Annotated in this window: 16 protein-coding genes; 4 read left to right on the forward strand and 12 right to left on the reverse strand. The window is 69.0% G+C overall.

All coding sequences use genetic code 11. The features are described from left to right. Window positions 1-20: 20 nt before the first annotated feature. From FVP77_RS07660 to FVP77_RS07675, 4 genes are all read right to left on the reverse strand, one after another. Window positions 21-680 carry a ribonuclease HII gene (locus FVP77_RS07660; protein WP_147893942.1) on the reverse strand — a complete coding sequence of 220 codons (660 nt, stop codon included), beginning with the start codon at window positions 678-680 and terminating at the stop codon, window positions 21-23. 22 nt (window positions 681-702) lie between these two features. Continuing rightward, the gene (gene lepB, locus FVP77_RS07665) at window positions 703-1,461 is read right to left on the reverse strand and encodes a signal peptidase I (protein ID WP_147893943.1); all 759 of its coding nucleotides are present in this window, start codon (window positions 1,459-1,461) and stop codon (window positions 703-705) included. A 160-nt stretch (window positions 1,462-1,621) separates the two neighbouring features. After that, window positions 1,622-1,972 carry a 50S ribosomal protein L19 gene (rplS, locus tag FVP77_RS07670; protein ID WP_116646366.1) on the reverse strand — a complete coding sequence of 117 codons (351 nt, stop codon included), beginning with the start codon at window positions 1,970-1,972 and terminating at the stop codon, window positions 1,622-1,624. A 158-nt stretch (window positions 1,973-2,130) separates the two neighbouring features. Beyond that, window positions 2,131-2,619 carry an MFS transporter permease gene (locus tag FVP77_RS07675; RefSeq protein WP_147893944.1) on the reverse strand — a complete coding sequence of 163 codons (489 nt, stop codon included), beginning with the start codon at window positions 2,617-2,619 and terminating at the stop codon, window positions 2,131-2,133. A gap of 134 nt (window positions 2,620-2,753) precedes the next feature. Between FVP77_RS07675 and map the strand changes: the two genes are divergently transcribed. After that, the gene (map, locus tag FVP77_RS07680; RefSeq protein WP_147893945.1) at window positions 2,754-3,536 is read left to right on the forward strand and encodes a type I methionyl aminopeptidase; all 783 of its coding nucleotides are present in this window, start codon (window positions 2,754-2,756) and stop codon (window positions 3,534-3,536) included. Window positions 3,537-3,545: 9 nt separating this feature from the next. Here map and trmD read toward each other — a convergent pair whose 3' ends face one another. Genes trmD through rpsP form a run of 4 tightly spaced genes read right to left on the reverse strand, consistent with a single transcriptional unit; the run spans window position 3,546 to window position 5,567 of the window. Beyond that, window positions 3,546-4,250, reverse strand: coding sequence for a tRNA (guanosine(37)-N1)-methyltransferase TrmD (trmD, locus tag FVP77_RS07685; protein ID WP_147893946.1), 705 nt, complete (start codon window positions 4,248-4,250; stop codon window positions 3,546-3,548). A 1-nt stretch (window position 4,251) separates the two neighbouring features. Beyond that, entirely contained in the window at window positions 4,252-4,923 is a 672-nt protein-coding gene (rimM, locus tag FVP77_RS07690) for a ribosome maturation factor RimM (RefSeq protein WP_147893947.1), read from the reverse strand. Next, window positions 4,916-5,146: an RNA-binding protein gene (locus tag FVP77_RS07695; RefSeq protein ID WP_116646361.1), complete on the reverse strand. Its 231-nt coding sequence runs from the start codon at window positions 5,144-5,146 to the stop codon at window positions 4,916-4,918. Before FVP77_RS07695 ends, rimM begins: the two co-directional genes overlap by 8 nt. Before the next feature lie 4 nt (window positions 5,147-5,150). Then, window positions 5,151-5,567, reverse strand: a complete 417-nt coding sequence (rpsP, locus tag FVP77_RS07700) for a 30S ribosomal protein S16 (protein WP_147893948.1) — start codon at window positions 5,565-5,567, stop codon at window positions 5,151-5,153. 193 nt (window positions 5,568-5,760) lie between these two features. On the opposite strand from rpsP, the gene FVP77_RS07705 reads away from it, so the two are divergent. Next, window positions 5,761-6,921: a glutamate--cysteine ligase gene (locus tag FVP77_RS07705; RefSeq protein ID WP_147893949.1), complete on the forward strand. Its 1,161-nt coding sequence runs from the start codon at window positions 5,761-5,763 to the stop codon at window positions 6,919-6,921. Between the two features lie 92 nt (window positions 6,922-7,013). On the opposite strand, the gene FVP77_RS07710 is transcribed toward FVP77_RS07705, so the two are convergent. The 3 genes from FVP77_RS07710 to FVP77_RS07720 all read right to left on the reverse strand — a co-directional run bounded on the left by FVP77_RS07710 (window position 7,014) and on the right by FVP77_RS07720 (window position 10,686). Next, window positions 7,014-7,874 (reverse strand): endonuclease domain-containing protein, encoded by an 861-nt coding sequence (locus FVP77_RS07710; RefSeq protein ID WP_147893950.1) that lies wholly within the window; start codon window positions 7,872-7,874, stop codon window positions 7,014-7,016. Window positions 7,875-8,082: 208 nt separating this feature from the next. Continuing rightward, on the reverse strand, window positions 8,083-9,645 hold the full coding sequence (ffh, locus tag FVP77_RS07715; RefSeq protein ID WP_147893951.1) for a signal recognition particle protein: 1,563 nt from the start codon (window positions 9,643-9,645) through the stop codon (window positions 8,083-8,085). 63 nt (window positions 9,646-9,708) lie between these two features. Then, window positions 9,709-10,686, reverse strand: coding sequence for a TetR family transcriptional regulator (locus FVP77_RS07720; RefSeq protein WP_147893952.1), 978 nt, complete (start codon window positions 10,684-10,686; stop codon window positions 9,709-9,711). Between the two features lie 86 nt (window positions 10,687-10,772). Here FVP77_RS07720 and lipB point away from each other — a divergent pair, with 86 nt between their 5' ends. Together lipB and lipA are read left to right on the forward strand one after the other, a co-directional pair. Further along, entirely contained in the window at window positions 10,773-11,411 is a 639-nt protein-coding gene (lipB, locus tag FVP77_RS07725; RefSeq protein WP_147893953.1) for a lipoyl(octanoyl) transferase LipB, read from the forward strand. A 26-nt stretch (window positions 11,412-11,437) separates the two neighbouring features. After that, window positions 11,438-12,409: a lipoyl synthase gene (gene lipA / locus FVP77_RS07730; protein ID WP_147894487.1), complete on the forward strand. Its 972-nt coding sequence runs from the start codon at window positions 11,438-11,440 to the stop codon at window positions 12,407-12,409. 8 nt (window positions 12,410-12,417) lie between these two features. On the opposite strand, the gene FVP77_RS07735 is transcribed toward lipA, so the two are convergent. Continuing rightward, window positions 12,418-12,918 carry a DUF2004 domain-containing protein gene (locus tag FVP77_RS07735; RefSeq protein ID WP_116646354.1) on the reverse strand — a complete coding sequence of 167 codons (501 nt, stop codon included), beginning with the start codon at window positions 12,916-12,918 and terminating at the stop codon, window positions 12,418-12,420. Window positions 12,919-12,944 lie beyond the last annotated feature (26 nt).

A 12,944-nucleotide genomic window follows, 5' to 3' on the forward strand; every position in this document is an offset into this window, starting at 1 on the left:
TGCGCCCGGGACAGCGGGTCTCAGAAGAGCGTCGGTGCGTTTGCGATGGCCCAGGAATGCCGGTGATGGGCGCTCAGACCGTTCGCGGATATCGCCTCGCGGTGGTCGAGGCTCGCGTATCCCTTGTTCCTCGCCCAGTTGTACGCGGGGAGGTCGTCGTGGAGTGTCACCATCAGCGCGTCTCGCGCGACCTTCGCGATCACCGAGGCGGCCGCAGCGCTGGCGCAGTCGCGGTCGGCCTTGATCACCGGCGTCACGCGCAGCCCCTGTGCCCCGGCCGGGGTGATGTAGTCGTAATTGCCGTCGAGGATCACGATCGCCGTCTCGGGGACGACCCCGTGCGCCCGAAGGTCGGCAAGCGCCCGGACGGCGGCGAGACCGAGCGCCGCCATGATCCCGATCTCGTCGATCTCCACCGAGCTCGCCCACCCGACCGCGCTGTGCGGCACCCACGACGCCGCGCGGGCGGCGACGTCGGCCCGTCGAGGCTCGGGAACGAGCTTGGAATCACGCAGCCCGGGCGGGATACGTCTGCGCGACAGCGCGGGATCGACGACGGCGGCACCGACGGCGACCGGACCGGCGAGGGCGCCGCGCCCCACCTCGTCGCACGCGATGACCAGTGGATAGTCCTTGAGGAGTCGGCGTTCCAGCGTCAGACGCGGCTCGACGACGGTCACGGGGCGACCTCGGCTCGGAGCGTCACGGTGCCGCCTCCGGCGCGGGCACCCCCGCGAACACCTCGTGGTGGAAATCGATCAGCCCGAAGCGGTCGAAGGGCCACGTGATGAGGAACGCACGTCCGACGACGTTGTCCACGGGCACGAACCCGCCCCCGGGCTGATCCTGGTGGAAGCGGGAGTCCTGCGAGTTGTCGCGATTGTCGCCCATCACCCAGATCGAGCCGTCGGGCACCGTCACGTCGTACTCGCGGACGTCGGGCGCCGTCTTCCCCGGAAGGAGGTTCAGGTAGGCGGTCTCGTCGATCGCCTGCCCGTTGACCGTGGTCTGCCCGAGGGCGTTGCAGCAGACGATGTGGTCACCACCGACGCCGATGATCCGCTTGATGAGGTGCTCATCGCTGTCGGGGGCTGCGAGACCCACCAGGGAGAGCACCCACTCCACGCCTTCGGTGAAGGGCGACACGGGCGCCTGAGGCGTCTTCTCGAGCCAGCCTCCGGGATCGCGGAAGACGACGACGTCGCCGCGGTCGTAACCGCCGAAGCGCGGGGTGATCTCGTCGACGAGGATGCGGTCGTTCTCGATCAGCGTCTGGTTCATCGACGCCGACGGGATGTAGAACGAGCGGACGAGGAAGGTCTTGACGAGGAACGACACCAGGAGCGCGATCAGGACGATGACCACGACGTCTCGCAGGAACGTCAACCACCCGCGACGGGGCTTGTCCTCCGCCAGGACGGGGGCCGATTCGTCGGCGGGGGCGGCCGGGTCACTGCTCATGGGATGCCTCACTCGGCTCGCCGCCGTTCGGGAACCGCACACACAAGGTTCGCACACGCTCTGCCGCCTCCGGTGCACGGCGACCGCCCATCTCGACCGATGTCGGAGGGGCAAAGACGAACGCCCCGGGCATCAGCCCGGGGCGTTCGAGAGAAGCGACTCAGCGAGCGTCGCGCTTCTCCTTGATCTTGGCCTTCTTGCCGCGGAGGTTGCGGAGGTAGTAGAGCTTCGCGCGACGCACGTCTCCACGGGTGACGACCTCGATGTGGTCGATCACGGGGCTGTGCACGGGGAAGGTGCGCTCGACACCCACCTGGAAGCTGATCTTCCGCACCGTGAAGGTCTCGCGGACGCCGTCGCCGGACCGGCCGAGCACGATGCCCTGGAAGACCTGGATACGGGAGCGGTTGCCCTCCGTGATGTTGACGTGGACCTTCACGTTGTCGCCGGGGGCGAAGGTCGGGATGTCGGTGCGGAGCGAAGCCGCGTCGACTGCGTCGAGGATCTGCATGATCGTCTCTTCCTGCGGCCGCCACAGGTCGACAGCATGATGTGTTCAAGAATGGGATGACGCGTCCGTGCCGCGGAAGCGGCGGGTTCCCCTGTGGCAGAACCGGTCAGGACACAAACGTCTATTCTGCCACGGATGCGGCAGCGGTCCAAAACACCCTACGAACGGTGCGGGCGCTCCTCCAGCACGACGACCGCCGGGTCGGCTCTCGGCGTGGAAGAAGGATGCGTCGGAGGGATGTACCCGGTGCCGTCGACGGTACGCAGCAGCATCACCGATCCCCGAGTCTCGCGCCAGAGCTGCGTGATGCTGACCCAGAAGACGCCCACCGCCGCGAGGATCGCGAGGACGAGCGCGAGAGCGAACCACGACGGGAAGAAACCGGTCGCGATGATCAGCGCGTGCCAGACCGAGAACGCCAGAACGTCCCACCACGACACGGCCCGATCGGCACGAACGCTCCCTCGCGCGCGGACCAGGAGCGCGAGCACCGTCTGCCCGACCAGCACCGACGGGGCCGCGATGAAGAGCACCCAGAGGAATGCGAGCCCACCCGCCTGGAACACGCCCCACCCGACCAGAAGCCAGAGGGGCAGCACCACGGCGGCCGGGAAGAGCCAGCGGAAGAAGAGCCGTCGGAGCCACATCCTTCGATGCTACGCGGCGCCCTCGACGTCTCTGCCGTTGCAGGGCGAGCCCGAAGCATCCTCTCGGGTTCGTCTCGCGGCGAATAGGTCGCGAGGTCGTCTCACGAAAGAATAGAGCGGTCGAAAGGACACCCATGATCGAACTGCGCACCCCGGCCGAGATCGACGCCATGCGCCCGGCGGGTCGCTTCGTCGCCGAGACGCTCGCCGCACTCCGCGACGACACCAAGGTGGGGACGAACCTCCTCGCCATCGATCGCCGCGCGCACGAACTGATCCGGCGCGCCGGCGCCGAGTCCTGCTACATCGACTACCACCCCTCGTTCGGCGCGAGTCCGTTCGGCAAAGTCATCTGCACATCGATCAACGACGCGGTGCTGCACGGACTCCCCCACGACTACGCCCTCCGCGACGGCGACCTGGTCTCGCTCGACTTCGCCGTCGCGATCGACGGATGGGTCGCCGATTCCGCGGTCTCGTTCGTCGTCGGAACACCGCGCGACGAGGACCTCGCCCTCATCGACACCACCGAGCGCGCGCTCGCCGCTGCCATCGACGCCGCGGTGGTCGGCCAGAAGATCGGCGACATTTCGTCGGCGATCGCGTCCGTCGCGCACGCCGACGGCTACTCGATCAACACCGACTTCGGCGGCCACGGCGTCGGCCGGGTCATGCACGGCGACCCCCACGTGCCCAACGACGGCAAGGCGGGGCGCGGGTATCCGTTGCGTGAAGGACTGGTCGTCGCGCTCGAACCGTGGTTCCTGGCGACGACCGACAAGCTCGTCACCGATGCCGACGGCTGGACCCTCCGCAGCGCCGACGGATCGCGCGGGGCACACGCCGAGCACACCGTGGCGATGACCGCCGAAGGTCCCATCGTGTTGACCGACCGGTCGTTCCTCGGCGTCGACTGACGCGGTGCCCTACTCGGCCAGCAGGTCTGGCCGACGATCGCGCGTGCGCTCGATCTGCTGCTCGCGACGCCACGTGGCTATCGCTCCGTGGTTGCCGCTGAGGAGGATCGGCGGCACCTCGCGCTCGCGCCAGGAGGCGGGCTTGGTGTACGACGGGTACTCCAGCAAGCCGTCCTCGTGCGATTCCTCGACCAGGCTCGCCGGGTTGCCGACGACGCCGGGCACGAGACGCCCGATGGCCTCGATCATCGCCATCGACGCCACCTCTCCCCCGTTGAGTACGTAGTCGCCGAGGCTCACGAGCCGCACGCGGCCGATCGTCGCCGCGTACGAGAACACGCGCTCGTCGATCCCCTCGTAGCGACCGCAGCCGAACACGAGGTGCCGCTCCTCGGCGAGCTCGCGCGCCGTGGCCTGGGTGAACACCTCGCCGGCGGGCGAGGGGAAGATGATGACCGGATGCTGCGCGGCGGGGTCGTCGCCAGCATCCGCCACGATCGAATCCAACGCCTCACCCCAGGGCTCGGGCTTCATCACCATGCCGGCTCCGCCGCCGTACGGCGTATCGTCGACCGTCCGATGACGGTCATGCGCCCAGGAACGCAGATCGTGGACGCGGACGTCGAGGATCCCCGCACCGCGCGCCTTGCCGAGGAGCGACACCTCCAGGGCGTCGAAGAAAGCCGGGAAGATCGAGACGACGTCGATGCGCACGTCAGCGGTCCGTATCGTCGCCCTCGGAGGACTCGGACGCTGCGGGTTGCGCCACGTCCGCCTTACCGGCTGCGGTCTCCGATTCGTCGGACTCGAGCTCCTCGAACAGGCCTGCCGGTGGGGTCACGATGACGCGCCCTGCCGAGATGTCGACCTCGGGCACGATCGCCTTGACGAACGGGACGAGGATCTCGTCGTCGGCGGCGCCCGTCGGGCGCACGGCGAGGAGATCCTGCGAGGGGAGGTGATCGACGCGGATCACGCGGCCCACGACGTCGCCGTCGCGGACGACATCGAGGCCGACCAGCTGGTGGTCGTACCAGGCGTCGTCCTCGACGGGAGCGGACTCGGCGTCCTCGTCGATCCAGAGGATCGCCCGAACGAGCTCCTCGGCTCCGCTGCGGTCTTCGACACCCTCGAAGAAGGCGACCGGGTGGCTGTTCATCCAACGGAACTCGCGCACCGTGAGCGGCTTTCCGTGCCACGGCGACGACTCGGGAACCTGAAGGGTGAAGGTCGACCCGGGCGCGAAGCGGCCATCGGGGTCGTCGGTGTAGAGCTCGATCTTGAGGGCTCCTTTGAGCCCGTGCGCCTTCACGAGGCGTCCGACGCGCAACTGGGTGCGGGCCGGTCGCGGCGAGTGTGCGCGACCTTCTGCGGGCACGTCAGTCATCGGCGACGTCGACCCGCACGCGGCGACCGTCGGCGAGAGCGCCGACGACCGTCCGCAGGGCTTTGGCCGTGCGTCCGCCGCGCCCGATCACGCGACCCCGGTCATCGGGGTGCACGTGCACCTCCAGCACGTCACCGCGAGGAGACGTGGAGGAACGGATGGACACGGCGTCGGGGTGATCGACGATCCCCTTGACGACGTGCTCGAGCGCGGCGGCGAGCAACGGCTTACTCGGAGGCGGACGCCGCGTCGGCGTCGCCCTCGGCTGCGTCGGCCGGAGCCGCGGCGGGCTTGTCGGCCTTGGGCTTGATGACCGACTTCTTCGAGGAGTCGACCTCGAAGGGGACCTTCTCGGCCTTGGTCTTCAGGGTCGACGTCGCGTTCGCGTCGCCCTTGAAGGTGCCCCAGTCGCCCGTGATCTTGAGGATGGCGAGCACCTGCGGGCTCGGCTGAGCGCCGACGCCGAGCCAGTACTGCGCACGCTCGGAGTCGACCTCGATGAACGAGGGCTCCTCGGTGGGGTGGTACTTGCCGATCTCTTCGATGACACGGCCGTCGCGCTTGGTGCGCGAGTCGGCGACGACGATGCGGTAGTACGGCGCACGGATCTTGCCCAGGCGCTTGAGACGGATCTTTACAGCCACGATTCTCCTGAATGTGTGGAAAGCGAACGAACCGAACGCCTGGAGAGTGGGGTGCACACCCGGCGGAAGCTCAAATAGGTGGACCGGGAACTGGATAGAGGGTCGAGTACCGGGTCCGACCCTCTATTCTGCCAGATGACGGCGCGTGCCGCGAAACGACGGCTCGCGGATCGCGGGATGTCAGAATGTGGCCATGACGGTGCCCTTCGCGACCTCCCCCCGTTCGACGGTCGGGATCGAGTGGGAACTCATGCTCGCCGACGCGGACACGGGCGACCTCGTCCCCCGCGCCCCCGAGATCCTGGACGCGCTGGAGGAGTCCACCGCCCTCGAACGCTTCACCGTCACGGGCGAACTCCTGACGAATACGGTCGAGATCACGAGCGGCATCGGCGACACGGTCGCCGCGGCCGTCGACGACGTCGCGGATGCGATCGCCGCCGTCCGGGCCGAGACCGAACCCCGCCACCTCGAACTGCTGTGCGCCGGAAGCCACCCTTTCGCGCAGTGGTACGACCAGCAGGTCACCGACAAGACCCGCTATGAGAGCCTCATCGAGCGCACCCAGTGGTGGGGGCGCAACATGATGATCTGGGGTATCCACATCCACGTCGGTGTCGAGGACGTCAACAAGGTGCTGCCGATCATCGGCGCGCTCACGACCTACCTGCCGCACCTGCAGGCGCTCTCGGCCTCCAGTCCGTTCTGGGCGGGAGAGCGCACCGGCTACGCGTCGAACCGCGCGCTGGTCTTCCAGCAGCTCCCGACGGCCGGACTCCCCTGGCCGCTCGACGACTGGGCGCAGTTCGAGGGGTATCTCGACGACATGGTGCGCACCGGCGTCATGGCCGATGCCTCCGAAGTGCGGTGGGATATCCGCCCCGCACCCCGCTGGGGAACGATCGAGGTGCGCGCGTGCGACGGCATGTCGACGCTGCCCGAGCTGGCCGCCGTCGCCTCGCTCGTGCAGTCGCTGGTCGAGCAGTTCTCGCGCGACCTCGACGAAGGGCGGGAGCTCCCCCGCATCCAGCCCTGGTTCGCCCGGGAGAACAAGTGGCGAGCGGCCCGTTACGGTCTCGACGCCAGAGTCATCGTCGACTCGGACGGACGCGAGGAGCCCGTCGTCGAGCACCTCCACGAGACGATCGATCGTCTTCGCGATGTCGCGTCCGAGCTCAAGTGCGCGCGGGAGTTCGAGGGTCTGCAGACGATCCTCGCCACCGGCGGCAGCTCCGCGCGGCAGATCGCGGTCGCCGAGGCGGCCGACGGCGATCTGCGCCAGGTCGTCCAGCATCTGATCCGCGAGTTCCGGGGCGGGCCGACGCTGCGCGAGCACCTGCTGTCGTCGCTCTAGCGCGCAGCATCCGCTCTCCCCTGCGCCGAGGGTAGGAGATGGTGCCACTGCAGGACGATCGCCGGTGAAACGGCCTACCCTCGCGCCGTCTCCTACGACCGGAACCCCGGTGGCGCGAGGTGGAGCCCCTGCGCCACAGCGAGGAGGAGCGATCGCTCGACGAACGCCCAGTCGAACAGAACCTGGTACCAGTCGAATCGCAGGGTGGTGTAGCCGCGGAGCGCGAGCCTGGTGTCGGCTCGGATGTCGCGCCGTCGATCCTGCGCGCTCGAGTGGTGCTCGAATCCGTCGAGTTGCACGAGCAGGCGATCTCCGATCACCGCGTCGAGCGGGTGCCCGTCGATCCACACCTGCTGGCGCACCGCGAGTCCGAGGGCCCGCACGCCATGCACGAAGATCGACTCGAGCCCCGAGTCGCTGAGGGCCGACAGATGCTCGGCGATGTCGGTGGCAGCCGAAGACCTCGATGTCACGCGCGCGAGCTCGGCGGGTTCGACCATGGCGAGCCGAACAGCAGACTCCCAGACCGCGAACGCGTCGCGCCGCGGCTGGCATCGAGCGACGTGGAACAGCACGTTGATCAGCGGGTCCTCGACCGAATGGGGCGGAACGGGCACAGGGCCGGATCCCCAGTGGACCACCGACGACGCTCCGCGCACCCGGGAGGCAGTGGGTTTCACCGCCACATGTACGAGTCCATCGCGGTCGGGCACCCACAGCCCCGTTCGCGCTGCGGCGGTGACGCACGTGATGCGACCGCCGGCCTCGACGGCCGACCTCGCTCCGGCATCCGCATCACGCGCCACCAGCCACGAGCGCCGCACTCGGTGCACGGAGCCGCCCGCCACCGCGTCGGCCATCGCACGCTGGGAGTACCCCGCGGCGCGGGCGGTGGCCGAGTGGGCGATACCGCCCTGCTCTCGAAGCCAGACGGGGAAGGGAGGGAGTCGCATTGCGCAACGCTCGCTGACGGCGAGCTCCCGACACGACGACAATCCGCGTCACCGTGCATAACCTCCGTTCCCAGCGGGCTGGGGAGGACGAGCCGGGCGCGATCAGCCGTGCCCGGCGTAGGTCATGGCGCAGAGGTAGGACGATATGCGGAGAAACGGCCTACGTACACGCCATCTCCTACGTGCGGAACGGCGCGGGCGCGAAGCGTCAGCCGCGGCCGAGCATCTTCTGCAGCTCGGCGAGGTCGGCCTCCGACGGAGCAGCGCCCTTCGCGCCACCGAGGCCGAAACCCGACCCGGTCGGAGCGGCGGGGGCGGATGCGGCGATGCCGGCGTTCTCGGCGGCACGCTTGGCCGGGTTGCCCGACCGCGACCCCTTCGCCTTCTGCTGCTTGCCGCGCTTGGAGGAGGCTCCCGGACGCCCGGCTCCGGGCACCGGACCCATGCCCGGGATGTTGGGGACCCCGCCGCGGGCCATCGTCTTCATCATCTTCGCAGCCTGGTCGAAGCGCTGCACGAGCGAGTTCACGTCGGTGACGGTCATGCCCGAACCGCGCGCGATGCGCAGCCGTCGCGAACCATTGAGGAGCTTCGGATTGCGACGCTCGGCGATCGTCATCGAGCGGATGATCGCCTCGGTGCGATCGATCTCACGCTCGTCGAAGTTCTCCATCTGCTGCTTCATGGAGCCCATACCCGGGAGCATCCCGAGCATCTTCTTCATGGAGCCCATCTTCTTCATCTGCTGCATCTGCTCGAGGAAGTCCTCGAGAGTGAAGGTCGATGTCGCGAGCTTCTCGGCGACCTTCATCGCCTCTTCCTCGTCGAAGGCCGACTGCGCCTGCTCGATGAGGGTCAGGATGTCGCCGAGGTCGAGGATGCGGCTCGCCATGCGGTCGGGATGGAACGGCTCGAGATCGTCGAGGCCCTCGCCGGTCGACGCGTAGATGATCGGACGCCCGGTGACGGACGCCACCGACAGAGCCGCTCCACCGCGCGCATCGCCGTCGAGCTTCGACAGCACCACTCCGGTGAAGTCGACGCCCTCCTGGAAGGCCTTGGCCGTGTTGACGGCGTCCTGGCCGATCATCGCGTCGATGACGAACAGCACCTCGTCGGGGTCGGTCGCCTTGCGGATGTTCGACGCCTGCTTCATCAGCTCGGCGTCGACACCGAGGCGCCCGGCCGTATCGATGATGACGACGTCGTGCTGCTGGCGTCGCGCGTGCTCCACTCCCGCCTTCGCCACCTTCACCGGATCGCCGACGCCGTTGCCGGGCTCGGGGGCGAAGATCGTCGCGCCGGCCTGCTGCGCGACGACCTGCAGCTGGTTGACGGCGTTCGGGCGCTGGAGGTCGGCGGCGACGAGGAGCGGCGTGTGGCCCTCTTTCTCGAGCTGCTTGGCGAGCTTGCCGGCGAACGTCGTCTTACCCGATCCCTGAAGACCCGCGAGCATGATCACGGTCGGCGGGTTCTTCGCGAACTGCAGGCGACGCTGCTGTCCGCCGAGGATGCCGACGAGCTCCTCGTTGACGATCTGCACGACCTGCTGAGCCGGGTTCAGAGCCTTGTTGACCTCGTCGCCCAGGGCGCGTTCGCGCACGGACGCGGTGAAGTCCTTGACCACGGGCAGTGCGACGTCGGCGTCGAGGAGGGCGCGACGGATCTCGCGCACGGTCCCGTCGACGTCCGCGGGCGTGAGCTTGCCCTTGGTGCGGAGGTTGCGGAACGTCTCTGTGAGACGGTCGGAGAGCGTGCCGAAAGTAGCCATGATCCGACAAGTTTACGCGAGCGGATGCGGCGCACCGGCGTGGGCCCGCAGCATCCGCCGCTGCTACGCCGGATCCTCGTCGAAGAGAGTCAGCTGCAGATCGGCCGGGCCTCGTAGGCGACTGTTCAGTGAACCCCACGGCGTGATGCGCGGCGAGGCGAGCACGCCCGCACCGCCCTCCGCCAGCCGCTCGGTCGCCGCCGCGCCGTCCGTCACCTCGAAGCCCAGGCGGATCCGGTCGCTCGTGTCGCCGTCGGTCTCGACGCGATCGATCATCGCGACCTGAGCGGCGTTCGCAAGTTCGAGGGTCGCTACTCCGGCCTCGAGGATCGTCACGTGCGCATCGCCGTCGCCCTGGTACGCAGCCCTCTCGGGCATGCCCACGACATCCCGGTAGAACGCGACGGCGGCCTCGTAGTCGTCGGCGCGGACGACGACGCGCAGCTGCCGCACGGCCCCTCCACCGCCGGCGGGCGTGACCGCCTCCAGGGCCCGCGACAGGATCGCACCGAGCGGGGTGCGCCCTGCGCCGGCACCCGCCCATCGCGACAGCGCCGCGAGCACCGCTCCCCCGTGGGCCGCACCCAGCACCTCGGCGCGCAAGGGGTCGACGCCTCCGGCGACGAGCCTCTCGGCTACCGCACGGGCGATGCGCGCCCGCCGGACCGCCGACTCGCGCTCGATCTCGTCCGTGAGTCCCATCGTGTCGGACTGGGCGAGCGCCAACGCCAGGGTGTCGGGATCGAATCCGTCGAGGAGATCCCTCAGCGCGCGACGAACCGCCGCGTCGACGTCGGCGTCGTCGTCGCGGTCCAGCACTCCCTGCAAACGCCCGACACGCTCATCGAAGCCCGCCCAGAGGACGTCGCTCTTGGTCGCGAAATAGTTGAAGAAGCTCGAGCGGCTCACCCCGGCGCGCGTCGTGATGTCGGCGACCGACGTCTCTGCGAAGCCCTTCTCGAGGAAGAGCTCGGATGCCGCCTCCGCCAGGGTCTCTCGAGAGGACGCGCGAGGTCGACCCCCGCGCTGATCAGCTGCCATGCCTTCCAGGGTAGGCGCGAGGGAGTGACGTCCGCGTGCTGTTCGAGGTTGTTAGACTCCATGCAACAACTCCGGCGGAGGTCGAGATGATCGAGATCCTCGAAGCGGGCCTCGCCCCGCACTACGTGCCCTACCTCGATGGATGGGCGCTGCAGCGACGCATCCACACCGACGTGGTCACCGGCACGAGAGCCGACACGCTGATCGTGCTGGAGCACGAGAGCGTCTACACGGCGGGCACCCGCACGCAGGAGGCCGATCGCCCGCGCGACGGCATCCCCGTCGTCGACGTCGACCGGGGCGGCCGCATCACGTGGCACGGCCCGGGGCAGCTCGTCGGATACCCGATCATCCGGCTCGCCGAGCCCATCGACGTCGTCGCGCATGTCCGACGCCTGGAGCGCGTGCTCATCGCCGCGCTGCGCATCCACGGCGTGGACGGCCGCCAGGTCGAGGGACGCAGCGGCGTCTGGGTGCGCGGCCCCCTGTCCGACAACAAGATCGCGGCGATCGGCGTCCGCGTGGAGAAAGGCGTCACGATGCACGGCTTCGCCCTCAACTGCGACAACTCGCTCGCGCCCTTCCGGCAGATCGTCCCGTGCGGCATCAGCGACGCGGGGGTCACGACGGTGAGCGAGGTCGCCGGTCGCGCGGTCTCTCCCGCCGACGTCGTCGCGACCGTGACGACCGCCTTCACCGCCGAGTTCGCGGCGGTGGCCGCGTGAGCGTCGCCGCGCCCGACGGGCGCAAGATGCTGCGCCTCGAGGTGCGCAACGCCGAGACGCCCATCGAGCGCAAGCCCGAATGGATCAAGACCAAGGCGCGGATGGGCCCGGAGTACACCGCACTGCAGTCGCTGGTGAAGACGGAGGACCTGCACACCGTCTGCCAGGAGGCCGGGTGCCCGAACATCTTCGAGTGCTGGGAGGACCGCGAGGCGACGTTCCTCATCGGCGGGTCCCAGTGCACCCGACGATGCGACTTCTGCCAGATCGACACCGGCAAACCCGCCGACTACGACACCGATGAGCCCCGCCGTGTGGCCGAGAGCGTGCAGCGCATGAACCTGCGCTACGCGACGGTCACCGGCGTCGCGCGGGACGACCTGCCCGACGAGGGCGCGTGGCTCCACGCCGAGACCGTGCGCCGCATCCACGCCGACAACCCCGGGACGGGCGTGGAGATCCTCGCCACCGACTTTTCCGGCAACCCGGTTCTCCTCGACGAGGTCTTCGACGCGCGGCCCGAGGTCTTCGCGCACAACGTGGAGACCGTGCCGCGGATCTTCAAGCGCATCCGCCCGGCCTTCCGCTACGACCGCTCGCTCGGCGTGCTCAGCCGGGCACGGGCAGCGGGCCTCATCACGAAGTCCAACCTCATCCTCGGGATGGGCGAAGAGCCCGCCGAGGTCGTACAGGCGCTCCGCGATCTGCGCGAAGCCGGGACCGACATCATCACGATCACGCAGTACCTGCGCCCCACGCCCCGCCACCTGCCCGTCGCGCGTTGGGTCAAGCCCGCCGAGTTCGTCGAGTTCAAGGAGGAGGCCGAGCGGATCGGATTCCTCGGGGTGCTGGCCGGCCCGCTCGTCCGGTCGTCCTATCGCGCGGGTCGCCTCTGGGCGCAGTCGATGGTGTCGCTGGGTCGCGACATCCCGCCGCACCTCGCCCACCTGGCGAAGGACATCGCCGCTGCGGACGAGGGGTTCGCACAGGCCGTGTAGCCGGACCGTCAGTCGGCGCTGGTCACCGACTGCACGATGCCGTCCGAACCGAGATTGACCAGCAGCACGTCGTCGGTGGCCTCGGGGTCGAGCGCGTACTCGAGCACCGCGAAGGGATCGTCTCCCCCGTGCTCGTCGGCGAGGATCGTCATGCTCATCAGCTGCAGCGACCGGATCACGTCGATCTGGGTGTCGCCCGAGACGTCCACGAGCAGATCGTCGAGCTCCTCGCCCAGGAGCTGCTGCTGCTGGAGGATGTACTCGATCACCTCGCTCGTGCGGTCATCGAGCTCGGAGACCATCGCGTCCCGCGCGGTGCGGTCGATGCCCTCCAGCGAGGAGACCATCCCGGCGGCGGCATCGAGGGCCTCCTGCGACACGTCGTCCTGATCGGGAGCCGTGAGGTCGACCGTCACCGTCTGGTCGCCGAACTCCACATTCTCGGACCAGAAGATCGATCCGTCCGGACCCGACTCGAGGAGTCCGAAGAAGTCGTGCTCGATCGCCATGGCCCTATGAAACCAGTCCGGCGGTC

This window comes from Microbacterium hatanonis (genome assembly GCF_008017415.1).
Taxonomy (GTDB): Bacteria; Actinomycetota; Actinomycetes; order Actinomycetales; family Microbacteriaceae; genus Microbacterium; species Microbacterium hatanonis.